This is a genomic window from Nonomuraea jiangxiensis, assembly GCF_900099965.1.
GTDB lineage: Bacteria > Actinomycetota > Actinomycetes > Streptosporangiales > Streptosporangiaceae > Nonomuraea > Nonomuraea jiangxiensis.
In genome coordinates, this window is the sequence record NZ_FNDJ01000021.1 from 95,681 (window position 1) to 118,567 (window position 22,887).

At 71.0% G+C, this 22,887-nt stretch carries 23 protein-coding genes and 1 pseudogene; 6 read left to right on the top strand and 18 right to left on the bottom strand.

From position 1 onward, the window contains the following. Positions 1-138: 138 nt before the first annotated feature. Positions 139-1,158, bottom strand: coding sequence for a LacI family DNA-binding transcriptional regulator (locus tag BLS95_RS37270; protein WP_090942805.1), 1,020 nt, complete (start codon positions 1,156-1,158; stop codon positions 139-141). A gap of 199 nt (positions 1,159-1,357) precedes the next feature. After that, positions 1,358-2,014 (bottom strand): acVLRF1 family peptidyl-tRNA hydrolase, encoded by a 657-nt coding sequence (locus tag BLS95_RS37275; RefSeq protein ID WP_090942808.1) that lies wholly within the window; start codon positions 2,012-2,014, stop codon positions 1,358-1,360. A 160-nt stretch (positions 2,015-2,174) separates the two neighbouring features. On the opposite strand from BLS95_RS37275, the gene BLS95_RS37280 reads away from it, so the two are divergent. Together BLS95_RS37280 and BLS95_RS37285 are read left to right on the top strand one after the other, a co-directional pair. After that, complete coding sequence (locus BLS95_RS37280; RefSeq protein WP_245765509.1) at positions 2,175-3,200, top strand: EAL domain-containing protein; 1,026 nt, start codon at positions 2,175-2,177, stop codon at positions 3,198-3,200. Positions 3,201-3,231: 31 nt separating this feature from the next. After that, positions 3,232-4,536 carry an aminotransferase class V-fold PLP-dependent enzyme gene (locus BLS95_RS37285; RefSeq protein WP_090942814.1) on the top strand — a complete coding sequence of 435 codons (1,305 nt, stop codon included), beginning with the start codon at positions 3,232-3,234 and terminating at the stop codon, positions 4,534-4,536. A gap of 32 nt (positions 4,537-4,568) precedes the next feature. On the opposite strand, the pseudogene BLS95_RS37290 reads toward BLS95_RS37285, so the two are convergent. The 4 genes and pseudogenes from BLS95_RS37290 to BLS95_RS37305 all read right to left on the bottom strand — a co-directional run. Further along, positions 4,569-5,172 (bottom strand): annotated as a pseudogene (locus BLS95_RS37290) (response regulator transcription factor); the annotation flags it as partial. 34 nt (positions 5,173-5,206) lie between these two features. After that, a complete protein-coding gene (locus BLS95_RS37295; RefSeq protein ID WP_342742811.1) occupies positions 5,207-5,773 on the bottom strand; it encodes an ABC transporter ATP-binding protein in 567 nt (188 codons plus the stop codon). Positions 5,774-5,783: 10 nt separating this feature from the next. Next, a complete protein-coding gene (gene hisG / locus BLS95_RS37300; protein WP_090942817.1) occupies positions 5,784-6,629 on the bottom strand; it encodes an ATP phosphoribosyltransferase in 846 nt (281 codons plus the stop codon). 65 nt (positions 6,630-6,694) lie between these two features. Beyond that, positions 6,695-6,958, bottom strand: coding sequence for a phosphoribosyl-ATP diphosphatase (locus BLS95_RS37305; RefSeq protein ID WP_090942820.1), 264 nt, complete (start codon positions 6,956-6,958; stop codon positions 6,695-6,697). Positions 6,959-7,266: 308 nt separating this feature from the next. Between BLS95_RS37305 and BLS95_RS37310 the strand changes: the two genes are divergently transcribed. Continuing rightward, entirely contained in the window at positions 7,267-7,833 is a 567-nt protein-coding gene (locus tag BLS95_RS37310) for a DUF4396 domain-containing protein (protein ID WP_090942823.1), read from the top strand. 28 nt (positions 7,834-7,861) lie between these two features. Here the strand turns inward: BLS95_RS37310 and BLS95_RS37315 are convergent, their stop codons facing one another. Next, positions 7,862-8,254, bottom strand: a complete 393-nt coding sequence (locus BLS95_RS37315) for a MerR family transcriptional regulator (RefSeq protein WP_090943080.1) — start codon at positions 8,252-8,254, stop codon at positions 7,862-7,864. A gap of 142 nt (positions 8,255-8,396) precedes the next feature. Here BLS95_RS37315 and BLS95_RS37320 point away from each other — a divergent pair, with 142 nt between their 5' ends. Continuing rightward, on the top strand, positions 8,397-9,314 hold the full coding sequence (locus BLS95_RS37320) for a zinc-binding dehydrogenase (protein WP_425434775.1): 918 nt from the start codon (positions 8,397-8,399) through the stop codon (positions 9,312-9,314). 335 nt (positions 9,315-9,649) lie between these two features. Here the strand turns inward: BLS95_RS37320 and BLS95_RS37325 are convergent, their stop codons facing one another. The 10 genes from BLS95_RS37325 to BLS95_RS37370 form a co-directional block, all read right to left on the bottom strand. Beyond that, positions 9,650-11,551 carry a DEAD/DEAH box helicase gene (locus tag BLS95_RS37325; RefSeq protein WP_090943082.1) on the bottom strand — a complete coding sequence of 634 codons (1,902 nt, stop codon included), beginning with the start codon at positions 11,549-11,551 and terminating at the stop codon, positions 9,650-9,652. Positions 11,552-11,853: 302 nt separating this feature from the next. Then, positions 11,854-12,216, bottom strand: a complete 363-nt coding sequence (locus tag BLS95_RS37330; RefSeq protein WP_090942829.1) for a metal-sulfur cluster assembly factor — start codon at positions 12,214-12,216, stop codon at positions 11,854-11,856. Further along, a complete protein-coding gene (sufU, locus tag BLS95_RS37335) occupies positions 12,213-12,653 on the bottom strand; it encodes a Fe-S cluster assembly sulfur transfer protein SufU (protein WP_090942832.1) in 441 nt (146 codons plus the stop codon). The genes BLS95_RS37330 and sufU overlap by 4 nt, the downstream gene beginning before the upstream one ends. Positions 12,654-12,655: 2 nt before the next feature. Beyond that, positions 12,656-13,936 carry a cysteine desulfurase gene (locus BLS95_RS37340; RefSeq protein ID WP_090942835.1) on the bottom strand — a complete coding sequence of 427 codons (1,281 nt, stop codon included), beginning with the start codon at positions 13,934-13,936 and terminating at the stop codon, positions 12,656-12,658. Continuing rightward, complete coding sequence (sufC, locus tag BLS95_RS37345; protein WP_090942838.1) at positions 13,933-14,679, bottom strand: Fe-S cluster assembly ATPase SufC; 747 nt, start codon at positions 14,677-14,679, stop codon at positions 13,933-13,935. The genes BLS95_RS37340 and sufC overlap by 4 nt, the downstream gene beginning before the upstream one ends. Positions 14,680-14,685: 6 nt before the next feature. Beyond that, positions 14,686-15,003, bottom strand: coding sequence for a Rieske (2Fe-2S) protein (locus tag BLS95_RS37350; protein WP_176993584.1), 318 nt, complete (start codon positions 15,001-15,003; stop codon positions 14,686-14,688). 63 nt (positions 15,004-15,066) lie between these two features. After that, positions 15,067-16,188, bottom strand: a complete 1,122-nt coding sequence (gene sufD, locus BLS95_RS37355) for a Fe-S cluster assembly protein SufD (RefSeq protein ID WP_090942845.1) — start codon at positions 16,186-16,188, stop codon at positions 15,067-15,069. Next, positions 16,188-17,600: a Fe-S cluster assembly protein SufB gene (gene sufB / locus BLS95_RS37360; RefSeq protein ID WP_090942847.1), complete on the bottom strand. Its 1,413-nt coding sequence runs from the start codon at positions 17,598-17,600 to the stop codon at positions 16,188-16,190. Before sufB ends, sufD begins: the two co-directional genes overlap by 1 nt. Beyond that, positions 17,597-18,313 (bottom strand): helix-turn-helix transcriptional regulator, encoded by a 717-nt coding sequence (locus tag BLS95_RS37365; protein WP_090943084.1) that lies wholly within the window; start codon positions 18,311-18,313, stop codon positions 17,597-17,599. Before BLS95_RS37365 ends, sufB begins: the two co-directional genes overlap by 4 nt. A 169-nt stretch (positions 18,314-18,482) precedes the next feature. After that, complete coding sequence (locus BLS95_RS37370; protein WP_090942851.1) at positions 18,483-19,715, bottom strand: multidrug effflux MFS transporter; 1,233 nt, start codon at positions 19,713-19,715, stop codon at positions 18,483-18,485. 174 nt (positions 19,716-19,889) lie between these two features. Between BLS95_RS37370 and BLS95_RS37375 the strand changes: the two genes are divergently transcribed. Next, positions 19,890-20,798 carry an ABC transporter ATP-binding protein gene (locus BLS95_RS37375; RefSeq protein ID WP_090943087.1) on the top strand — a complete coding sequence of 303 codons (909 nt, stop codon included), beginning with the start codon at positions 19,890-19,892 and terminating at the stop codon, positions 20,796-20,798. Beyond that, on the top strand, positions 20,795-21,580 hold the full coding sequence (locus BLS95_RS37380) for an ABC transporter permease (RefSeq protein WP_090942854.1): 786 nt from the start codon (positions 20,795-20,797) through the stop codon (positions 21,578-21,580). The genes BLS95_RS37375 and BLS95_RS37380 overlap by 4 nt, the downstream gene beginning before the upstream one ends. A gap of 42 nt (positions 21,581-21,622) precedes the next feature. Here BLS95_RS37380 and BLS95_RS37385 read toward each other — a convergent pair whose 3' ends face one another. Then, positions 21,623-22,816 (bottom strand): MFS transporter, encoded by a 1,194-nt coding sequence (locus tag BLS95_RS37385; protein ID WP_090942857.1) that lies wholly within the window; start codon positions 22,814-22,816, stop codon positions 21,623-21,625. Between the last annotated feature and the right edge of the window lie 71 nt (positions 22,817-22,887).

Below are 22,887 nucleotides of genomic sequence, written 5' to 3' on the forward strand. Positions count from 1 at the left end.
AGCGACGCCCAGGCACTCCGAGCCCGCCGAGCCGCCCCAAGCCCGCCGAGGACCCGGGCGTGCATCCAGCCCGTCAAGGACCGTCAACGACTCTCAAGGAGACTCAAGGACTCGACGGGGTCCGGCCAGGGCCGTAGGTCAGGGGTTGCGGCCCTGGGCGCTGGACTTGCGGACCACCAGGTCGGGTTGGAAGATCACTTGACGGTGCCGGTGCTCCTCGGGCTCCGCCACCTCCTCCAGCAGCAGATCGATGGCCGTCCGTCCGAGCAGTTCCCGCGGCTGCCGCACCGACGACAGCGGCACCGCGGCCGCCGCCGCGAAGTCGATGTCGTCGTACCCGATGATGGCCATGTCCTCCGGCACGCGCAGCCCGTGCGAGGCCATCGCCTGCAGGAACCCCAGCGCCATCATGTCGTTGGCGCAGAAGGCGGCCGTGGGGCGCTCCCCGGCGGGCAGTGCCGCCACGCGCTCCCCGACGGCCCGCCCCTCGGCCACCGTGAGCGTCGGCGAGGTGGAGGTGAGCAGCTCGACGGCGCCCGCGGCGGCGGCCACGGCGGCGCCGATGCCCGCGTGCCGGTCGGCCACCTGCCTGATGGACGGCGGCCCACCGACGAACATGATCCGCCGATGCCCCCGCTCGATCAGATGGGCGCCGGCGATCTGCCCCCCGAGCCGGTCGTCCACGGCCACCGAGCACTGCAGCCCGGTGGCGGGGCTGTCGACCAGCACCACCGGCGTGCCCCGCGCGGCCAGCTCCTCCAGCCAGGGGCTCTCCATCTCAACCGGAGTGATGAGGATGCCCATGACGCGCTGCTGTTCGAGCTGATCGAGGTGGCGGCGCTCGCGGCCGGGGTCGCCGGCGCTGTTGCAGAGCACCACCATCGTGTCGTGGTCGTCGGCCACCGACTCGGCGCCCTGGGCCACGTCCACGAAGAAGGGGTTGGACACGTCGAGCACGACGAGGCCGACCGTCCTGCTGCGCCCCACCCGCAGGTGGCGGGCCACCTCGTTACGGACGAAGCCCAGCTTCTTGATCGCTTCGAAGACGCGTTCGCGGGTGGCGGGGGCGACGATCTCCGGGCGGTTGAGCACATTGCTGACCGTGCCCACGGAGACGCGCGCAAGCTGCGCGACCTCCTTGATGTTCCTGGTCGCCATCGATCCTCACGAGGCCGTGCTGCCGTGGATGCATGAGCCGCTGCTCGCGGTGGTCCGCCGGAGGCGCCCACCACAGGGGCGTGAACCGCTGCCGCCGGTGTGCCCCCGCACGTGGCCCACCCTGAGTTCGCTCATCATAGCGGCATCCAAGATTGAGTTGAATCGTCTCAACCAACCCTCGGCCCGCGCTCGTCCACCGTCAGGGTGGGTCCAGTACGCGCACGCGGACCGCCCGGAACGTGGCCGGGGTGTCGCGCAGCACCGCCAGCCGGGGATCGGGCACCACCACGAACGGCTCCTTCTCCAGCGCCAGCAGGGGTGCCAGCCGCCGGTCCCGCCGCAGCCCGTCCACGGCCCGCCGGTCCCCGCCGAGCACCACCCCGTCCAGCTCCCCCAGGTAGGGCGTCAGCACCCGTACCGCCGTCTGCACCGCGTCGTCGTACGCCTGCGAAGCCTGGTTGCGCCGCCGCCTGGCGAAGCGCTGCTGAGACCACCCGCCCGCCGCCGTACGCCCCTGCACCAGCCGCGACCCCACCTTGGAGGCCAGCAGCGAGTCCCCGTGGAAGACGCCCGCCGCGTAGCCCCCGAGCCGCACCAGGAACACCCCCACCCGCCGCTCCCTCCCGGCGTGGGCGACCAGCCGGGTGACGTGCGGCGGCCCCGGCGGGTCCAGGGGCGGGAACGGCACGTGCAACTCGGCCGCCGCCCCGTCCGTGGCCCGCAGGTGCACCACGCTCGCGTCCCCGCTCGCGGTGAAGGGACCATGACGCGCGGCGAACCCGTCGATCCACGGGTGCACGCGCTCCGGCGGCACCGTGACCCACCGGCCGCCGCCTCTGGCAGGACGCGCACTCATGCACCGAAGGCTAGACCAGCCGGACGGGCGACGGTGCCGGAGCCGCACGCGGCCATTGCGGGAGCCCCTGTAGCACATCAGCGGCAAATAAAACGAAATGTGGGTGAATTTAGTTTCAAGCCACTTCTGCCAGCCCGGCGGCAAGCGGAAGCATCTACTCGTGTCCTCCCTGCTCACCAGCCCCATGGTGGATCTCGACACTGGGGCCGTCATCGCTCAGCCCGCCGTCGTCGACTCCACCGGCGTCCTGCGGGCGAGCCGCCTGCCCATGGTGCTGGAGCTTCCCATCGGAGTCGTGCTTTCCGGCGCGGGCGCCCTCGCCCCACTCCACGAAGCCCTCAGGAGGGCCGGCAGGCATCCGCGCGAGGCCATTCTGCTTCTGACTGGACCGTGCCAAGAACCCGACAGGCCGCTGTTGAAGGTGGGGCTCGACAGCCTGCGCACGATCGGCTACCTCCTCGGCTTCGCCGACGTGGGCAGCCGGGGCGTGTCGGCGGACCTGGCCTCCGACGCCGCCCCGTACCTGCTGGCCCTGGACCCCGAGCTGGTCGCCCGCATTCCGGGCGACTATCGGGCCACCGCGGTGGCCCGGGCGGTGGTGACGCTGGCTCGCGGCATCGGCGCCCACGTGCTCGCCCCCGGCGTCGAACGCGAGCCGCAGCTCGCCGTGGCCCGCGGCCTCGGCGTACGCCTGGCGCACGGCCCGCTGATGGCCCCCGGCCCCGACGGCAAGGTACGCGTCCCGCTCCCCGTCGCCGACGACGCGCCGTCCGTGGCCATGCTCGGCCCCCGTGTCCAGGAGCTGCTGATCCCCGCCGTGACCCTGCCGGCGGAGGCGAAGGCGGAGGAGGTGGTCGAGGCGTTCGGGCACGAGCCCACGATCACCAGCGTGATCCTGGTGGACGAGTACCAGCGGCCGAAGGGCAGCCTGGACCGCAGCCGGTTCCTGCTGTCGTTCGCGGCCCGCTACGGTCACGCCCTGCACGGCTCCAAACCGGCGCAGCGGCTGGCCGACCCGCCGCGTACGGTGCCGCGCACCACCCCGGCCGTGGCAGCCATGCAGGCGGCCGGCAGGGACTCGGCCCGCGTCTACGACGACCTGGTGGTGACCGACGAGATGAACCGCTGCCTGGGCATCGTGCGCGTCTCCGACCTGATCCGGCAGGTGGCCGCGATGAGGAGCTGACGACGCCCGACGCCCGGGGTAGGAAGTAGGCATGCATCTGGACAGAAGATCGCTGCTCGGTGCCGGGATGCTCGCCGGGGTCGCGGCCTGCACCTCCTCAGCGCCCACGGGTTCTGCTCGACCGCCCTCCGCCACGGGCGCCGCCTTCGTGCCGGGAGACTGGGAATCGGTACGCGCCCAGTTCGCGCTGGATCCCGCGTACGGGCAGTTCGCGGCCTTCGTCCTGGCCCCCGCGCCCGCCCCGGTCCGCGAGGCGATCAGACTGCACCGCGACGCCCTCGACGCCGACCCCGAGTACACCCCGCCCAACGGCGGTGCCCCCGACCAGCCGGTGCTGGAGGCCGCCGCCCGCTACCTGGGCGGCCGGTCGGGCGACATCGCGCTGACCGACAGCACCACGATGGGCCTGGGCCTGCTCTACTCCGGCATCAGGCTGCGCCCCGGCCAGGACGTGCTGACCACCGAGCACGACTTCCTGGCCACCCACGAGGGACTGCGGCTGCTGACCGAACGCACGGGGGCGAAGGTACGCCGGGTCAGGCTGTACGACGACCCGGCGCGGGCCACGGCCGACCGGATGGTCGAAGCGGTCAAAAAGGGGCTCGGCCCGCGCACCAGGGTGGTCGCCATCACCTGGGTGCACTCCAGCACCGGCGTGCGGGTGCCGGTCCGCGCCATCGCCGACATGCTGGCCGAGGCCAACCGGGGCCGCGACGAGCGGGACAGGGCGCTGCTGTGCGTGGACGGGGTGCACGGGTTCGGCGCGATGGCCGACGGGATGGCGGACCTGGGCTGCGACTTCCTGGCCAGCGGCACGCACAAGTGGCTGTTCGGGCCGCGCGGCACCGGCATCCTGTGGGGCCGCGCGTGGGACGCCCTGGCTCCGATCGTGCCCAGCTTCAGCGACGCCTCGTTCGGCGCCTGGCTGGACGGCGGGACGCCGGGGGCCAGCACCGCCGCGCTGGTGACGCCCGGCGGGTACAAGGCCTTCGAGCACCGATGGGCGATGACGCAGGCGTTCGGGTTCATGATGGCGATCGGCAAGGACCGGGTCCAGCGGCGTACGCAGGAGCTGGCCACCCGGCTCAAGGCGGGCCTGGCCGGGCTCCCGCAGGTCACGCTGGCCACGCCGACGGCGCCGGAGCTGTCAGCCGGGCTGGTGTGCTGCTCGGTGACCGGCCTGTCGCCGGGCGAGGCGGTCCAGCGGCTGCACGAGCGCAAGGTGAAGGCGAGCGTGACGCCGTACAGCCCGGCGCTGTTGCGGTTCGGGACGAGCATCGTGACCTCACCCGAGCAGGTGGACGCGGCGATCGAGGCGATGAAGACCCTGCGATGAGCCGAGCCGCGTTTCATCAGCGTTGTGCCGCTGAGCCGGCCCTGGGACTTGGCACGTTGCACGGCCTCGATGCGGTTGCGGGCGCGGGTCTTCTGGATGGCCGACGACAGGTAGTTGCGTACGGTCCCCTCCGACAGGTGCGGCTTCTGGGCGATGTCGCCGATCGTGGACCCGTCCACCGCCGCGGACAGCACGTCACGCTCGCGCGCCGACAGCGGATTGGGCCCGGCGCTCAGCGCCGCCGCCGCGAGGCCGGGGTCGATGACCCGCTCCCCCGCGTGCACCCGCCGGATGGCCTCCGCGAGCTCCCTGGCCGGACTTGTCCTTGACCATGAACGCCACCGCCCCCGCCTCCATGGCCGTGCGCAGGTAGCCGGGCCGCCCGAACGTGGTCAGGATCATCACCCGGCAGCCCGGCACCTGGTCGACGATCTCGGCTCCGGCGGCGAGCCCGTCCATGCCGGGCATCTCGATGTCCAGCAGCGCTACGTCGGGCCGGGTCCTGACCGCGACGGCGATCGCCTCCCGGCCGTCCGCGGCCTCGCCGACGACCTCGATGTCGGGCTCCAGGCCCAGCAGGGAGGCCAGCGCGCCGCGTATCTTGCCCTGGTCCTCCGCGAGCATCACCCGGATCACGCGGGCGCCACCTCCCGGGCGGGGATGCGCACGCTCAGCCGGCGCCCGCCTTGATCTCGGCGGCGGTGCCGTCGGCCGCGAGCCTGCTCCGGGCGATGACGATGACCCGGTCGGAGTGCTCGTCGGCCTCCTCCAGGTAGTGGGTGGCGAACAGCACGGTACGGCCCCCGGCCGCGTAGTCGTGCGTCCCCGCCCAGAACCGCAGCCTGGACTCCACGTCCATGGCCGCGGTCGGCTCGTCGAGCAGCAAGATCCGCGGCGCGCCCGCGATGGCCAGGGCGAACCTGACCCGCTGCGACTGCCCGCCGAACAACTTGTTCGCCCGCCGCCCGGCGAGCTCGGTCAGGTCGGCCAGCTCAAGGATCTCGGTCAGGCCGAGCGGGCGCGGGTAGAGCCGGCGAACCACGTCGACGAGCTCCTTGACGGTCAGTTCCGGGATGAGCGCCGCGTCCTGGAGCATGGCGCCCAGCTCGCCGGCCCGCACCGCCTCGTCCGGGCCACGGCCGTGCAGGGTGATCGTGCCGCGGGTGGGCCGCAGCAGGCCCAGCAGCAGGTTGACGGAGGTCGACTTGCCCGGTATGCCCGTGGGCGTGGTGCCCAGCGGGCAGCTGTCACAGGCGGCAGGCGTAGATGTCGGTGACCAGGATGGCCCTTGCGCCGATCTCCCAGAGCTGGTCCATCACGTGCTGGTGGCCCTTGCGCCGGACCATCACCCGCACGGCCACCCAGCCCTCGCGGTGCAGCGGCGAGACCGTGGGGCCCTCCATGCCGGGGGTGATGCCGATGGCCTCGTCGATCCGCTCGACGCGGATGTCGTAGTCCATCATGACGAAGTCGCGGGCGTGCACGACGCCCTGGATGCGGCGGACGAGCTGGTCCATGCCGGGGGTGTCGGGGGCGCTCTGCTGCCTGATCAGCACGCCCTCCGACTTCAGGATCGGCTCGCCGAACACCTCCAGCCCGACGTTGCGCAGCGTGGTGCCGGTCTCCACGACGTCGGCGACGGCGTCGGCCACGCCGAGCCTGATGGCGGTCTCGACGGCGCCGTCCAGCTTGATCACGCGGGCGTCCACGCCCTGCTCGGACAGGTATTTCTCGAGCAGTCCCGAGTAGGAGGTGGCCACCCGCAGCCCGTCGAGGTCCTTGACGGACCTCATCGTGCCGGCCTTGGCGGCCAGGCGGAAGGTGGAGGCACCGAAGCCGAGCGACATGACCTCCTCGACCGGGGCGCCGGAGTCGATCAGCATGTCCCGGCCGGTGATGCCGGCGTCGAGCGTGCCCTCCCCGACGTAGACGGCGATGTCGCGGGGTCGCAGGAAGAACAGCTCGCAGCCGCTCTCCTGGTCGACGACGACGAGCTCCTTGCTGTCCCTGCGGGGCCGGTAGCCGGCCTCTTTGAGCATGCTCTGGGCGGCGTCGCTGAGCGCGCCCTTGTTCGGTACTGCCAGACGCAGCATGTCAGGTCCTTCGATGTGTCGCGGGTGCTTCTCCAAGGGGGGCGGGGCTGTGGGCGCTCGGCGCCCTAGAGATGCTTGTAGACCTGCTCCAGCCCGATGCCCTTGGCGATCATGAGCACCTGCACGTGGTAGAGGAGCTGGGAGATCTCCTCGGCGGCCCTGTCGTCCGACTCGTGCTCCGCCGCCATCCAGGTCTCGGCGGCCTCCTCGACGACCTTCTTGCCGATGGCATGGACGCCGGCGTCGAGCGCGGCCACGGTGCCCGAGCCCGCGGGCCGGGTCCTGGCCTTCTCTGACAGCTCGGCGAACAGCTCTTCGAAGGTCTTCATGGTCTCTCTCGCAGGTTGGCTGACGTGCGTGTCAAGCCTAGTCTGCGCGAGGGAGTGACGCCGCCCCGCGTCCGCCACGCGAGACGGCACGAATTTGACGGCACCGGCGACGACGCAGAACGACGGCTTCCAGCGGCGGCATGTGACGACGAACACGGCACGCACGAAGAACTGCGCAGCGGCGCGGTGTAAAGGAGGCATCGCACCGACCGGCGATGCGCTTACCCCCAGCCAACACTCGGCCCCTACCCCTATGGGGTATAACGTCGGGGGCGACGATATCCACCCGCACCGTCGAGGAGTGCCCGATGGCCGAGCAGAACCCGCCCACACCCCACGAACGCACCGGACATGAGACCCATGAGCACAGCACCCGCACGGGTCCGGCCGAGCACACCGGCCACCCGGGCAGGGAAACGCATCAGGCGCACACAGGCAAGGCGTCCTGGTCGATGGCCGCCTCCGCCACGCTGCACTGCCTGACCGGGTGCGCCATCGGCGAGGTGCTCGGCCTGGTGATCGCGACCTGGCTCGGCTGGAGCACCGCGCCCTCGATCGCCATAGCCGTGGTGCTGGCCTTCTTCTTCGGCTACCTGCTGACCCTGGTGCCGCTGCGCCGGGCCGGCGTGAACTGGCGCACCGCGATCAAGCTGGCGCTGGCCGCCGACACCGTCTCGATCCTGGTGATGGAGATCGTGGACAACGGCGTGATGCTCGCCGTTCCCGGCGCGATGGACGCCACGCTGGCCTCCGCCTTGTTCTGGGGCACCCTTGCCTTCGCGCTGCTGGTCGCCTTCCTGGTGACCACCCCGATCAACAAGTGGATCATCGGCCGTGGCAAAGGCCATGCGGTGATCCACGGCTACCACCACTGACCCGGCGGGTAGGTGGGCTGTCGCTGGGTCAGGAAGCCCGGTCGACGGGTGGGAGGTGGCACAGCTCCTCGCCGCTCGCGATCTCGTCGAGAACGCTCCGCAGTTGTCGTATCCGGTGGTTGACCTCCGCCATGAGGCTTATCGTCAGGCGCTCCCAGTCAGCGAGGACCGGGTCGGCAGGCAGTTCGGCGAGGAGCGCCTTGATCTCCGCGACGGACAAACCCACACGCTGGGCCACACGGATGACCTTGGTCCGGCAGACATCCGATTTACCGAACCGGCGTTGGTTGCCGGCTGTGCGTTCGCAGGTGAGCAGGCCGTGGGATTCGTAGAACCGTACGGCTGAGGGCGCTACCCCGCTGGCGCGCGCCAGATCCCCGACCGTCAGATACGGCTGCCGCACGGCGACGCCTCCGGTCATGATGCCCACCCCTTGACTTAAACCAATGTTGAACTTCTAGCGTAGCGGGCTGTGGGAACAAACAGCAGAACGGAGCGTGGTGCGGATGCGTGCGGCAACGGTGTCGAGGTTCGGCGGTCCGGAAGTGTTTCAAGTGGTCGAGATGCCCGATCCCGTACCAGGCGCCGGGGAGGTGTTGATCGACGTTGACGTGATCGACACATTGTGGCTGGAAACGATGGTGCGCTCAGGGGCGGGTCAGGAGTATTGGCCGATGCGCCCACCGTACGTGCCCGGGAACGGAGTCGCCGGCCGGGTCGTACAGATCGGTACGGGAGCCGACCAGAACCTGCGCGGGCGCAGAGTGGTGGCCCACACCCGCGGGGAGGGCGGTTACGCCGAGCGTGCCGTGGTCGCCGCCGAGGCGGTGGTGGAGGTGCCCGACAGCGTCGACCTCACGGTGGCCGCGGCTCTGTTGCATGACGGAGCGACCGCTCTGGCCCTGTTCGACACGACCAAGGTCGGCCCACGGGACGGGGTGCTCGTGATCGGGGCCAGCGGTGGCCTGGGAGTGCTGTGCGTACAACTCGCCCGCGCCCGCGCGGCAAGGGTGGCCGCCGTCGCCCGTGGCGCGAAGCTGGAGCGGGTCGCGCGGCTCGGTCCCGACGCGTTGATCGACTCCGCTCGGCCGGACTGGGCTGAGCAGGTCCGAGCGGTGTTCGGCGAACATGGTGCCGACGTCGTGCTGGACAACGTCGGCGGCCCGCTCGGTGAGGCCGGCTTCACGTTCACCGCCCGGGGCGGACGGTTCTCGGCCCACGGCGCACCCAGCGGGCGATTCGCGAGCATCGACCGGCAGGCCGCCGACGAACGAGGCGTCTCGGTGACCGGTATCGAGGCGGTGCAACTGTCCGAGCACGACCGCAGACGCTATGTCCAGCAGGCACTGCACGAGGCCGCCTCGGGTGTGCTCGCGCCGGTCATCGGGCAGACGTTCCCGCTCGATCAGGCGGGGGCCGCCCATGCCGCGATCGAGGGCCGCACCGCGTTCGGCAAGACCCTGATCACCACCAACGCGTGATCGAGATCGCCTCCATGCACACGCAGGACCTTGGCCGGCCGGCAACCGTCCAACCCCGCATTCGCGCGATGTGGGCAGTACGGGCTGGAGGTCTGGCGCGAGTGATCACCTAATCGGCGCGCTCAGTTCATGACCGCCAGAGCGACGTACAATTCCGCTGGCGTGCAGTGAACCGCCGACCGAGTGTACTGCGGCTTCTTGCGGGACGTGCGGCCCCACCAAAGCGACTGCCCGCCGTACCTTCCCCGGGGGAAAGGTACGGCGGGCAGAGGCTCGATGCGGGTCAGCGCCTGGCGGCACGCGACCCGCGATCAGTCCTTCTTTGAGCAGCCGGTTCAGCGCTCGAAGCGGCGGCCCGAGTTGCGGCTGTAGCCGCCGTTGCCGCGCTCGTCCGTACGGCCGCCGCCGGGGCGGTAGCCGTCGCGGGGCGCGCGGTCGTCAGAGCGGACGCCACGGTCGGAGGGGCGGTCACGGTCACCCGAGAAGGGCCGGCCGCGGTCGCCGCCGAAACGGCCACCGCCACGCCGGTCGTCCTGCCGGTAGGGGCGCTCGTCGGGGCGGTAGCCGCCGCCACGCCGGTCGTCCTGACGGAGCGGCCGGTCCTCGGAGCGGTAGCCGCCGCGCGGCCTGCTGTCCCGGCGGCGGTCGTCGCCGACCGGGCGCGGCTCCTGCCCGGTGGAGCGCCCGAACGGCCGCTCGCCCTCGGCGTGCCGCCGCGGCGCGAACCCGTGCTCTCCGTCCTCGTGCCGCCGCGGGCGGCGATCGCCGTCGAACTCCCGGCTCGGACGCCGGTCCTCACCGGCACCCGACCCGAACGGCCGCTCGCCGTCCTCATGACGGCGCGGACGCCGATCGTCACTCGGACCGGACCTGAACGATCGCTCGCCGTCCTCGTGGCGGCGCGGACGGCGCTCGCCGTCGAAGTCACGACGCCCGCGGCGCCCGCCGCGGCGCTCGGAGGGGCCGCCCTCGCGGCGCGGACGCAGCGGCTTGCGGACGTCCGGCTCCCAGACGGGGATGGCCTCGCCGCTCGGGATGCGCGCTCCCGTCACCTCGGCCACGCGCGGGTGACCGGGGGTGGCCTTCAGCCGGAACGGGTGGATCCCGGCGCGCCGGGTGAGCGCGTCGGTCGAGCGCCGCTCGTTGGGCAGCACCAGCGTGACGACGGTGCCCTTCTCCCCGGCGCGGGCGGTGCGCCCGCCCCGGTGCAGGTAGCTCTTGTGGTCCTGGGGCGGGTCCACGTGCAGCACCAGGCTGATGTTGTCCACGTGGATGCCGCGGGCCGCGACGTCGGTGCAGACCAGCACGTTGACGGAGCCCTCGCGGAACTCGGCGAGGATGCGGGTGCGCTGATTTTGCCGCTTGCCGCCGTGCAGGCCGCCCGCCTTGACGCCGACCCTGGCCAGTTGCTTGCACAACCGGTCCACGCCGTGCTGCGTGCGCACGAAGATGATCGTACGGCCCTCGCGGTTGGCGATCTCGGCGATCACGTCGAACTTCTCGTCGCGCGTGACCTGCATCACGTGGTGTTCCATGGTGTCGACCGGCGAGGTCGCCGGGGCCACGGAGTGCGTGATCGGGTCCTTGAGGAAGCGCTGCACCAGCTTGTCGACGTCGCCGTCGAGCGTGGCCGAGAACAGCAGCCGCTGCCCGTCGGCCGGGGTCTGCGCGAGCAGGTCGGTGACGACGGGGAAGAAGCCGAGGTCGCACATGTGGTCGGCCTCGTCCAGGACGCTGACCTCGATCTCGGCCAGCGAGCACTCGCCCTGCCGGATGAGGTCACCGAGCCGGCCGGGGGTGGCGATGACGAGGTCGACGCCGCGCCGCAGGGCCTCGATCTGCTTGCCCATGGACATGCCGCCGACGACGACCTTCATGCGCAGCCCCAGGCCGCGGCCCAGCGGCTCCAGCGCGTCGTGCACCTGGAGGGCGAGCTCGCGGGTGGGGACCAGGATCATCGCGCGGGGACGGCCCGGGGAGGGCTTCACGCCCGCCAGGCGGGCCATGGTGGGCAGGCCGAAGGCGAGGGTCTTACCGGAGCCGGTCTGGCCGCGGCCGAGCACGTCGGCGCCGGTCAGTACGTCGGGGATCGTGGCACTCTGAATGGGGAACGGGCTGTCGATGCCCTGCCTGGCCAGCCCGGTGACGAGCGGCTTGGGCAGGCCCAGCAGCTCGAACTCGGAGGGGCCCGGCTCGGGGGCGCTCTCGCTGAGCGAGGGCAGGACAGCGTCAAGCATGGTCACGAAAGTCGTGCCTTTCCGTCGAAGTGGCGCGTCACTTCTGCGAAAGGACGAGCCGGGACGTACGGCGTGGGCCGTACACGTGCAGGGGCACCCGCCGCTGGGGGCGGGATCACAAAGGGGGGATGCACCGGGCACCGGCCGCAGGCGGCGCGTGACGCGCGATGAGACGTCAGGTGCATCTGATGCCAACCCAGGGATGTTATCGGATATTCCCCGGACAGGTCCGGACCTTCCGAGACCCTCGCTGGCAGCCTGAGACGGCTGACGCTTTACGCCAGCCGTAACAGCAGAAAAGATCAGACGTTGAATCCTAGCATACGGAGCTGGTCACGCCCCTCGTCGGTGATCTTGTCCGGGCCCCACGGCGGCAACCAGACCCAGTTGATCTTGACGTCGGACACCATGCCGTCGAGCGCGGAATGCGCCTGGTCCTCGATGACATCGGTCAGCGGGCAGGCCGCGCTGGTCAGCGTCATGTCGATGGTGGCCACGGGGCGGTCGCCGTCGGACGGGTCGAGGTTGAGCCCGTAGATCAGGCCGAGGTCCACGACGTTGATGCCGAGCTCGGGGTCCACGACGTCCTTGAGCGCCTCCATGACCTCTTCGACGCTCGTCTGGCCGTCGAAGCCCGCGGTCGGGGTCTCCACTGGCTTGCTCATTGGGCAGCACTCCTCACAACAGCGTCCTTGTAGGCCATCCAAGAAAGCAGCGCGCACTTGACCCGCGCCGGGAACTTGGCCACGCCCGCGAACGCGACGGCGTCGCCGAGCACCTCCTCGTCGGCCGCCACCTGACCCCTGCCCTGCATGAGCCGGGTGAACTCATCGACCACGGAGAGCGTCTGCGCCACCGTCGAGCCGGTGGCCAGCTCGTGCAGCACCGACGCGGCGGCCTGGCTGATCGAACAACCCTGACCCTCGTAGGAGACGTCGAGGATCTGGCCGGCGTCGTCCACTTTGACCCTGAGCGTGATCTCGTCGCCGCACGTCGGGTTCACGTGGTGAACCTCGGCGTCGTACGGCTCGCGCAGCCCCCGCCCCTGCGGGTGCTTGTAGTGCTCCAGGATCAGCTCCTGGTACATCGACTCGCCGATCATGGCTATGCGAACACCTTCTGAACGTGGTGGAGACCGCGCACCAGGGCGTCGATCTCGCCCGTGGTGTTGTACAGATAGAACGACGCCCTGGTCGTCGCCGGTATTCCGAATCGCAGGTGCAGCGGGCGGGCGCAGTGGTGCCCGACGCGTACGGCGACGCCGAACTGGTCGTCCAGGATCTGCCCCACGTCGTGCGGATGTATGCCCTCCAGCGTGAACGACACCGTGCCGCCCCGCGCCTCCAGGGAGTCCGGGCCGATGATCCGCAGGCTGGGCACCTCGCGCAGGGCGTCGAGCGCGTAACCGGTCAGCTCGCGCTCGTGCGCCTCGACGGCCTCCATGCCGATCTCGCCGAGGTAGTCGACGGCCGCGCCGAGCCCGATGGCCTCGACGATGGGCGGCGTGCCCGCCTCGAACTTGTGCGGGACCGGCGCGTACGTCGAGTGGTCCATCCAGACCGCCTCGATCATCTCGCCGCCGCCCAGGAAGGGGGGCATGGCGTCGAGCAGCTCGGCCCTGCCCCACAGCACGCCGATGCCGGAGGGCCCGAGCATCTTGTGACCGGTGCAGGCCACGAAGTCGACGCCCAGCTCGGCCACGTTGACCGGGTGGTGCGGCACCGACTGGGAGGCGTCCAGCATGATCAGCGCACCCGCCTCGCGGGCCAGGGCGGCCACCTCGGCGACCGGGTTGACGGTGCCGAGCACGTTGGACTGGTGGGCGATCGAGACGATCTTCGTCCGCTCGGTGATCACCGCCGGGTCGAGGTCGAGCCGGCCGTCGTCGGTGACGCCGAACCACTTCAGCGTCGCGCCCGTGCGCTGCGCGAGCAGCTGCCAGGGCACGATGTTGGAGTGGTGCTCCATCTCGGAGATGACGATCTCGTCGCCGGGCCCGAGGGTGAAGCGGGGGTCGGTGCCGGCCGCCGTGCCGGAGGCGCGCCAGTGGTGCGGGCCGAAGGAGTAGGCGACCAGGTTGAGCGCCTCGGAGGCGTTCTTCGTGAAGATGATCTCGTCCCGCGACGGCGCCCCGACGAACGCCGCGATCCTGTCACGGGCGCTCTCGTAGGCCTCGGTCGACTCCGCGCCGAGCACGTGCATGGCCCGCCCGACGTTGCTGTAGTGCAGGGCCAGATGCTCGCGCATGGTCTCGATGACCTGGTTGGGCTTCTGCGAGGAGTTGCCCGAGTCGAGATAGACGAGCGGACGCCCGTCGGGCAGCTCGCGAGAGAAGACCGGGAAGTCCTTCCTGATCTTCTCCACATCCAAGCTGAAGGAAGTCATGCAGTCGCCTTCGTGTACTGCTCGTAGCCCTCGGACTCGAGCTTCTCGGCCAGTTCGGGGCCGCCCTCCTCGACGATCCGGCCGCCCGCGAAGACGTGTACGAAGTCCGGCTTCACGTAACGCAGGATCCGCGTGTAGTGCGTGATCAGCAGCACGCCGGTCTCGCCGGAGGCGCGGAAGCGGTTGATGCCCTCGGAGACGACGCGCAGGGCGTCGACGTCGAGGCCGGAGTCGGTCTCGTCGAGCACCGCGATCTTCGGCTTGAGCAGCTCCAGCTGGAGGATCTCGTGGCGCTTCTTCTCGCCGCCGGAGAACCCCTCGTTGAGGTTGCGCTGGGCGAAGGCCGCGTCGATGGACAGCGCGTCCATGCCGTTCTTGAGGTCCTTGGCGAACTCGCGCAGCTTGGGCGCCTCGCCGCGGACGGCGGTGACGGCCGAGCGCAGGAAGTTGGAGACCGACACGCCGGGGACCTCGACCGGATACTGCATGGCCAGGAACAGGCCCGCGCGGGCCCGCTCGTCCACGGACAGCTCCAGCAGGTCAACGCCGTCGAGCAGCACCTGGCCGCTGGTGATCGTGTATTTCGGGTGGCCGGCGATGGCGTAGGCGAGGGTCGACTTGCCCGAGCCGTTCGGTCCCATGATGGCGTGGGTCTGGCCGGACCGCACTGTCAGGTTGACGCCGCGCAGGATTTCCTTGTCCTCGACGGCGACGTGCAGGTCACGGATCTCTAGGGTGGACATGATCGCTTATGACTCCTTCGAGAGCGAGACGAGAACGTCTTCGCCGTCGATCTTGACTGTGTAGACGTTCACGGGCCTGGTGGCGGGCGGTCCGGTGGGCTTGCCGGAGCGGATGTCGAAGCACGAGCCGTGCAGCCAGCACTCCAGCGTGCCGTCGTAGACCTCGCCCTCGCTCAGCTTCACCTCGGCGTGGGAGCACACATCGTGCAGCGCGAAGACCTCCTCGCCCTTGCGGACGAGCGCGACGGGGGTCTCGCCGATCTCCACGCCGAGCGCGCCGCCGTCGGGGATGTCGGCGAGCCGGCACACCTTCTCGTAGGTCATGAGTCGCTCACCACTCCCCATTCGCCACACGGGCCGCGCTCACCGCGCCGGGTTCTGTCCTGGTCATAGCGCGAGCTCAGCCTCCACCGCGCTCAGCACGCGCTCGCGGATCTCCTCGATCTGGATCTTCTCGATGAGCTGGCCGAGGAAGCCCCTGATGACCAGGCGGCGGGCCTCGTCGTAGGGGATGCCGCGGGCCTGCAGGTAGAAGATGTGCTCGTCGTCGAGGCGGCCCGAGGCGGAGGCGTGCCCCGCTCCGGCGACCTCGCCGGTGAGGATCTCCAGGTTGGGCACCGAGTCGGCGCGGGCGCCGTCGGTGAGGATGAGGTTGCGGTTGAGCTCGTAGGTGTCGGTGCCCTCGGCCTCGACCCTGATGATCACGTCGCCGATCCAGACGGCGTGCGCCTCCTCGCCCTGCAGGGCGCCGCGGTAGTCGACGTTGCTCTTGCAGTTGGGCTGCGAGTGGTCGACCAGCAGGCGGTGCTCCAGGTGCTGCCCGGCGTCCACGAAGTAGACGCCCGACATGTCGGCGTCGCCGCCCGGGGCGGTGTAGGAGACGTTGGGCGACAGGCGTACGAGGTCACCGCCGAGGGTCACCACGAAGCTCCGGAACGTCGCGTCCTTGGCGAGCTGGGCGTGGTGGTGCGAGACGTGGACGGCGTCGTCGTCCCAGTCCTGCAGGCTGACGATCCGCAGCGAGGCGCCGTCGCCGACCACGAACTCGATGTTGTCGGCGTAGACGGCGCTGCCCCGGTGGTCGAGCACGAGCACCGCCTCGGCCAGCGGCTCGACCTTGACCACGATGTGGCCGTAGGCCGCGCCCGCTCCGGAGCCGGTCAGCGTCAGGACGGTCGGCTTGGACGTGACGGCCTCGCGCGGCACCGTGACGACGGTGGCCTTCTCGAAGCTCTGCCACGCCTGGGCGCTCACCCGGTCGGTCGGCACGAACGCCTTGCCGAGGCGGGCGTCGTCGCGGCCCACCGTCTCGACGGTGACCTCGGGGGCCGCGTCGACGTCCAGCCGGACGTTGCCCGCCGCCTCGGCCTTGCCGTTGTGCAGGCCCTTCAGGCGCGAGAGCGGCGTGAACCGCCACGCCTCCTCGCGCCCGGTCGGGACCTCGAAGTCGCCCAGGTCGAAGGAGGCCTGCTCGTGCAGAGTCGACAGGGGCTTCTCGTTCAGGCCCATCAGCCGACGGCTCCTTCCATCTGCAGCTCGATCAGCCGGTTGAGCTCAAGGGCGTATTCCATGGGCAGCTCGCGCGCGATCGGCTCCACGAAGCCGCGCACGATCATCGCCATCGCCTCGTCCTCGTCGAGCCCGCGGCTCATGAGGTAGAACAGCTGGTCCTCGCTGACCTTGGAGACCGTGGCCTCGTGCCCCATCTTGACGTCGTCCTCGCGGACGTCGACGTAGGGGTAGGTGTCGGAGCGGCTGATCTGGTCGACCAGCAGGGCGTCGCACTTGACGGTGCTGGCGCTGCCGTGGGCGCCCTCCTCGATCTGCACGAGACCGCGGTAGGAGGTGCGGCCGCCGCCGCGCGCCACCGACTTGGAGATGACGCTGGAGCTGGTGTGCGGGGCCAGGTGCACCATCTTGGAGCCGGCGTCCTGGTGCTGGCCCTCGCCCGCGAACGCGACGCTCAGCGTCTCGCCCTTGGCATGCGGGCCCATCAGGTAGACGGCCGGGTATTTCATCGTGACCTTGGAACCGATGTTGCCGTCGATCCACTCCATGGTCGCGCCCTCGTAGGCCACGGCGCGCTTGGTGACCAGGTTGTAGACGTTGTTCGACCAGTTCTGGATGGTCGTGTAGCGGCAGCGGGCGTTCTTCTTCACGATGATCTCGACGACCGCGCTGTGCAGCGAGTCGCTGGAGTAGATCGGCGCGGTGCAGCCCTCGACGTAGTGGACGTAGCTGTTTTCGTCCACGATGATCAGGGTCCGCTCGAACTGGCCCATGTTCTCGGTGTTGATCCGGAAGTAGGCCTGCAGCGGGATCTCGACCTCGACGTTCGGCGGCACGTAGATGAACGAGCCACCGGACCACACGGCGGTGTTGAGAGCGGCGAACTTGTTGTCGCCCACGGGGATGACGGAGCCGAAGTACTCCTTGAAGATCTCCTCGTGCTCCTTCAGGCCCGTGTCGGTGTCGACGAAGATGACACCCTTCTCCTCGAGGTCCTCACGGATCTTGTGGTAGACGACCTCGGACTCGTATTGCGCGGCGACGCCGGCGATCAGGCGCTGCTTCTCCGCCTCGGGGATGCCGAGCTTGTCGTAGGTGTTCTTGATGTCCGCGGGCAGCTCGTCCCAGGAAGCGGCCTGCTTCTCGGTGGAGCGTACGAAGTATTTGATGTTGTGGAAGTCGATGCCGGTGAGGTCAGAGCCCCAGGTGGGCAGCGGCTTCCTGTCGAACAGGCGGAGGCCCTTCAGGCGAAGGTCGAGCATCCACTCCGGCTCGTTCTTGAGCGCGGAGATGTTGCGGACGACCTCCTCGGACAGGCCTCGCTTGGCCGTGGCACCCGCGGCGTCCGGGTCGGCCCAGCCGAACTTGTAATTCCCCAGGCCTTCCAGCTCCGGGCGGTCGGTGACAGTCACCTTCCGGTCTCCTTGCTCTTGTCTCTATGTGCGGATTCGCCCAAACTCTGCGGGCTCACATGTGTCGTGCAGACCCCGTCGCCGTGGGCGATCGTGGCCAGGCGCTGCACCGGGGTGCCGAGCAGTTGCGCGAACGCCTCCGTCTCGGCCTCGCAGAGCTGCGGGAACTCCGCAGCCGCGTGGGCCACCGGGCAGTGATGCTGGCAGAGCTGGTCGCCGCCTGACTTGGCCTTGCTGGCCGAGGCGGCATACCCCTCCGCCGACAGCGCCTGCGCCAGCACCTGCACGCGCTGGTCCGCCGGCACCGTCCGCATGACCGGCTCCAGCCGCCGCAGCAGGCTGGAGACCTGCTCGCGGGCGAAGTCGGACACCGCTTCCCGTCCCATGCGCTCGGCCAGGAAGCGCAGCGCGCTCCCGGCCAGGTCGTCATAGGCGTGCTCGAAGGCGCTGCGGCCCGGATCGGTGATCGCGAACAGCTTGGCCGGCCGCCCGCGTCCGCGCTGGCCGCGCGGGCGCACCGTGCGAGGCTCTATCATGCCGTCAGCGAGCAACGCGTCGAGGTGGCGGCGGACGGCCGCGGGCGTGAGCCCGAGCCGCTCGCCCAGCGCGGCGGCCGCGACGGGACCATGCTCAAGGATCAGCCTGGCCACGCGGGCGCGCGTGCTGCGCTCGCTACCAGGATCGATCAACGGCTGCCTCACTTGGTCGCTCACCACTCCTCACACGCTTCGCGGAGTCCCCTCTTTCGTCGGGGGCCACCACGGCGCTCTCCGCGCCGGGCTCGCTCCCGCCTTTTTCACAACATCAGTGTGCCGTAATTCCTTCCCCGACCACAAACGGTTCCGACCAGCTCGGGAATGGAATTCCTCACGCAGGCAAGCCTTACCTAACTTTGGGCCTGCCCAGCAGGACGAAGGTCAACGCCGAGCAAAGGACGAGCCCCAGCATGACGCCGGCCATGGGCAGGGCACTGGCCGAGCCGACCAGCCCGACCAGCGGCGCGGCGGCGGCGCCCAGGGCGAACTGGAGCACGCCGAGCAGGGCGGAGGCGCTGCCCGCCACCTGCGCGGGCTGCGAGGCCAGGGCCAGCGCGCCGGTGCCGGGCAACACCAGACCCTGGCCGAGCATGATGACGAACAGCCCGCTCACGATGCCCCACAGGCCGAGTCCGGCGAGCGCGGCGGCCAGCAGCAGCCCGGCTCCGACCAGGCCGATGACCAGGCCGACGCGGACCAGCAGGACCGGCGGCACCCGTCCCGACAGCCGCCCGCCGAGCTGGGCCATGGCGGTCAGGGCGAGCGCGTTGAGCCCGAAGATGAGCGAGAACTGCTGGGGGGTGGCGCCGTACACCTCCTGGAGCACGAACGGCGAGCCGGAGATGTAGCCGAACATCGCCGCGAAGGCCAGCCCCGCGGTGCTCGCGAACCCCATGAACGAGCGGTCGCGCAGGAGCCGCCAGAACGTCTCCGCGGTGTGCCTGAGCCCGCCGCTCTCCCGCTGCCCGGCCGGCAGCGTCTCGCGCACCCCGAACAGCATCGCCACCAGCAGCACGAGCCCGGCGGCGCTGAGCGCCACGAACACCCCCCGCCAGGAGGTGACCGCCAGCAACTGGGCCCCGGCGATGGGGGCGAGGATCGGCGCCAGCCCGCTGACCAGCATGAGCGTGGCGAAGATGCGGGCGATGGCGGCGCCGTCGTACAGGTCGCGGACCACGGCCCGGACGATGACCAGGGCGGCGCCGCCGAGCATGCCCTGCAGCAGGCGGCAGGCGATGAGCGCGGGCACGGTCGGGGCGAACGCGCACAGCAGCGAGGCGGCCATGAACCCGGCCACGCCCACGATCAGCGGCACCCGCCGGCCACGCACGTCGCTCACCGGCCCGGCGATCACCTGGCCCACCGCGACGCCGATGAGGCAGGCGGTGAGGGTGAGCTGGACCTGGGCGGGGGCGCTGCCCATCTCGGCGGTGATGGCGGGCAGGGACGGAAGGTACATGTCGATGGACAGCGGCCCGATCGCCGACAGCGCGCCGAGGATCAGCAATAAGATCCCCCGGCGCGACCTCGTCTGCTCATGGTGCTGGACGGCGGCGGACGTGGCTGCTGCCACGGACATGCGGGACCCCTCTCCCTCGCAGGCGTGTGGCCCACGAGGGCCGAGTGATGTTAACCGGTTCAAGGTCCTCCTAATTCCCGGTTATCAGATATTTCGGTTGTGTCCATGTCCGCCATCACCGGGGACCGTCACCTGCGAGCCGGACCGGCCGTCGCAGTCCCTAAACTCGTGACCATGGGATCCCCAGCCGTCGAGATGATCGACCTGGTCAAACGCTACGGCGGCAACACCGCCGTAAACGGCCTCACGCTCAGCGCCGGGCGCGGCGCGGTCACCGCCGTGCTCGGGCCCAACGGCGCGGGCAAGACGTCCACGGTCGAGATCTGCGAGGGGTTCCGCCGGGCCGACTCGGGCACGGTGCGGGTGCTCGGGCTCGCGCCCACGGCGGCCGAGCTGCGCGCGCGGGTGGGGGTCATGCTGCAGGGCGGCGGCGTGCCGCCGGCCATGCGCTGCGGCGAGTGGCTGCGGCTGGTCTCGCGCTTCTACGCCCACCCGCTCGACTCCCGGGCCCTGCTCGGCCGGCTCGGGCTCACCGAGCACGCCCGCACCCCGTGCCGGCGGCTGTCGGGCGGCCAGCAGCAGCGGCTGTCGCTGGCCGCGGCCGTCATCGGGCGGCCGGAGCTGGTCTTCCTCGACGAGCCGACGGCCGGGCTCGACCCGCAGGCCAGGCACGCCTGCTGGGACCTGGTGGCCGAGCTGCGCGGGGCGGGGGTGTCGGTGGTGCTGACCACGCACCACATGGACGAGGCCGAGCGGCTGGCCGACCAGGTCGTGATCATCGACAGGGGGCGGGTGGTGGCCGAGGGCACCCCGGCCTCGCTGACCGGGGCCGAGCGGCAGCTCCGGTTCAGGGCCCGGCCGGGGCTGGCGCTGGAGGAGCTGCTCAACGCGCTGCCGTCGGGCAGCGCGGCCAAGGAGTCGCCCGCCGGGCACTACATCATCGAGGGCCTGGTGGGTCCCGAGCTGCTCGCGACGGTGACGGCCTGGTGCGCGGCCGAGGGCGTCACGGCCGACGACCTGCGGATCGAGCGCCGCACCCTCGAAGACGTCTTTCTGGAGCTGACGGGCAGGGAGCTGCGATGACGACGACCGGCGGCACCGCCCCCCTCGACTTCACCCCCGCGCCCGGCGCGGCGCCGTTCCCCCGGATGGTGCTCGCGCAGGCGGGCGCGGAGGTCCGCGCCATGCTGCGCAACGGCGAGCAGCTGCTGCTCACGCTGATCATCCCGGTGCTGCTGCTGGTCGGCTTCTCGCTGGCGCCGCTGATCGACATCGGGGCCGGGCGGCGGGTCGACTTCCTGGTCCCCGGCGTGCTGGCGCTGGCCGTCATGTCCACGGCCTTCACCGGGCAGGCCATCGCGACCGGCTTCGAGCGCCGCTACGGGGTGCTGAAGCGGCTGGGCGCGACCCCGCTGTCCAGGAGCGGGCTCATGCTGGGCAAGACCGTGGCCGTGGTGGCGGTGGAGGTCATCCAGGCGGCCGTCATCGTGGGGGTGGGGCTCGCGCTGGGGTGGCGGCCGCACGGGTCGTTCCTGAGCGCGGCGCTGCTCATCGTGCTGGGCACGGCGGCCTTCAGCGGCCTGGGGCTGCTCATGGCGGGCACGCTCCGGGCGGAGGCGACGCTGGCCGGGGCCAACCTGGTCTACCTGGTGCTGCTGGGGGCGGGCGGGGTGGTGTTCCCGCTGTCGAAGTTCCCGGCGGGGGCGCAGCCGTTCCTGGAGGCGCTGCCCATCTCGGCGCTGACCGGAGGGCTGCGTACGGTGCTCGCCGACGGCGCGGCACTCCCGCTCGGCTCGCTGGCGGTGCTGGCCGGGTGGGCGGTCGTGGCGCTGGCGCTGGTCTCCCGCACGTTCCGGTGGGAGTGACGGTCACCCAGGCCGTGCCGGGCTTCGGGACTGCCCGGCGGCTCATCGTGGCCCGGGGTTCTCGGGCCTGCCGTAGCGGCGCCGGCTGAGGGCGGCGATCACGGTCAGCGGGACCACGGCGGCCGCCGCCAGCCCGAACAGCAGCGGATAGCGCCCGGCCTCGGCCAGCGGGCCCGCCGCCCACGACGCGACCGCGCTGCCCACGAACAGCGACGCGGCGAAGAACGCGATGGTGGTGCCCCGGGCGCCGGGGACGACCGAGGTGGCCCAGGTCTGCAGCGAGGAGTGCAGGAACGACCAGCCGCCGCCGAGCAGCAGCGCCGTCACCGTCACGGTGGCCATGTTCACCTGCACGGTGATGATCGTGAACCCGGCGCAGATCTGGGCGCCGCCCACGGCCATCAGCACGGGCGTGGGCCAGCGGCCCGACAGCCGCTTGACGGCCTTGGAGACGAGCCACAGGCCCAGCCCGTACGCGGTGATGCCGAAGCCCGCCACGGCCGCGGCCACCCCCGTGTGCTGCAGCGCGGTGGCCAGGAACGGCAGGCTGCCCAGCATGATCGCGCCCTCGGTGAAGGCCAGCCCGAACACCAGCAGGGCCCACCGGTGCCCGAGCACCATGCCCAGGAACCGGCGCGCCCCGGCGCTCCGTTCGGCCTCGGCGCGGGGCGGCTCGGGCAGCGAGCGCAGCGAGAGCGCGCAGCCCAGCGCACACAGGGCCGGGATCAGGAAGGCCACCCGCCAGTCCACCAGGTCGGCCACCACTCCCGCGAGTCCCGTGGCCATGGCGGTGCCGAGGGCGGAGATGCCCATCAGGTCCGTCAGGGCGCGCTGCCGTACCGAGGCGTGGACGGTGTCGCCGACGTAGGTGAGGCCGGCGGGGATGACGGCGCCGAAGCAGGCGCCCGTCACGACCCTGGCCAGCACCAGCGCCCCCAGCGCCGGCATGAGTGCCGAGGCCACCCCCGCCAGCGCCGCGCCGTACAGCGTGCCGCGCATCACCCGTACGCGGCCGTAGCGGTCGGACAGCAGCCCCCACAGCGGCTGCGTGAGCCCGTAGGCCAGGTAGTAGCCGCTGGCGGCGGCGACGGACGCGGCCAGCGAGACGCGCAGGTCCATGGCGATCACCACGAGCATGGGGCTCACGGCGAACCGGTCGAAGGTGCTGACGAACGAGGCCACGGACAGGGCCAGCGGCGGGCGGGCGAGGTTCACGGGAGGTGCGGGGGCTTTCATGGGTCCTGGGGTGGCTCGGTGAAGATCTGCTCAGAAGTAGTACCACCTTAAATCCGGACATGTCGCCCAGC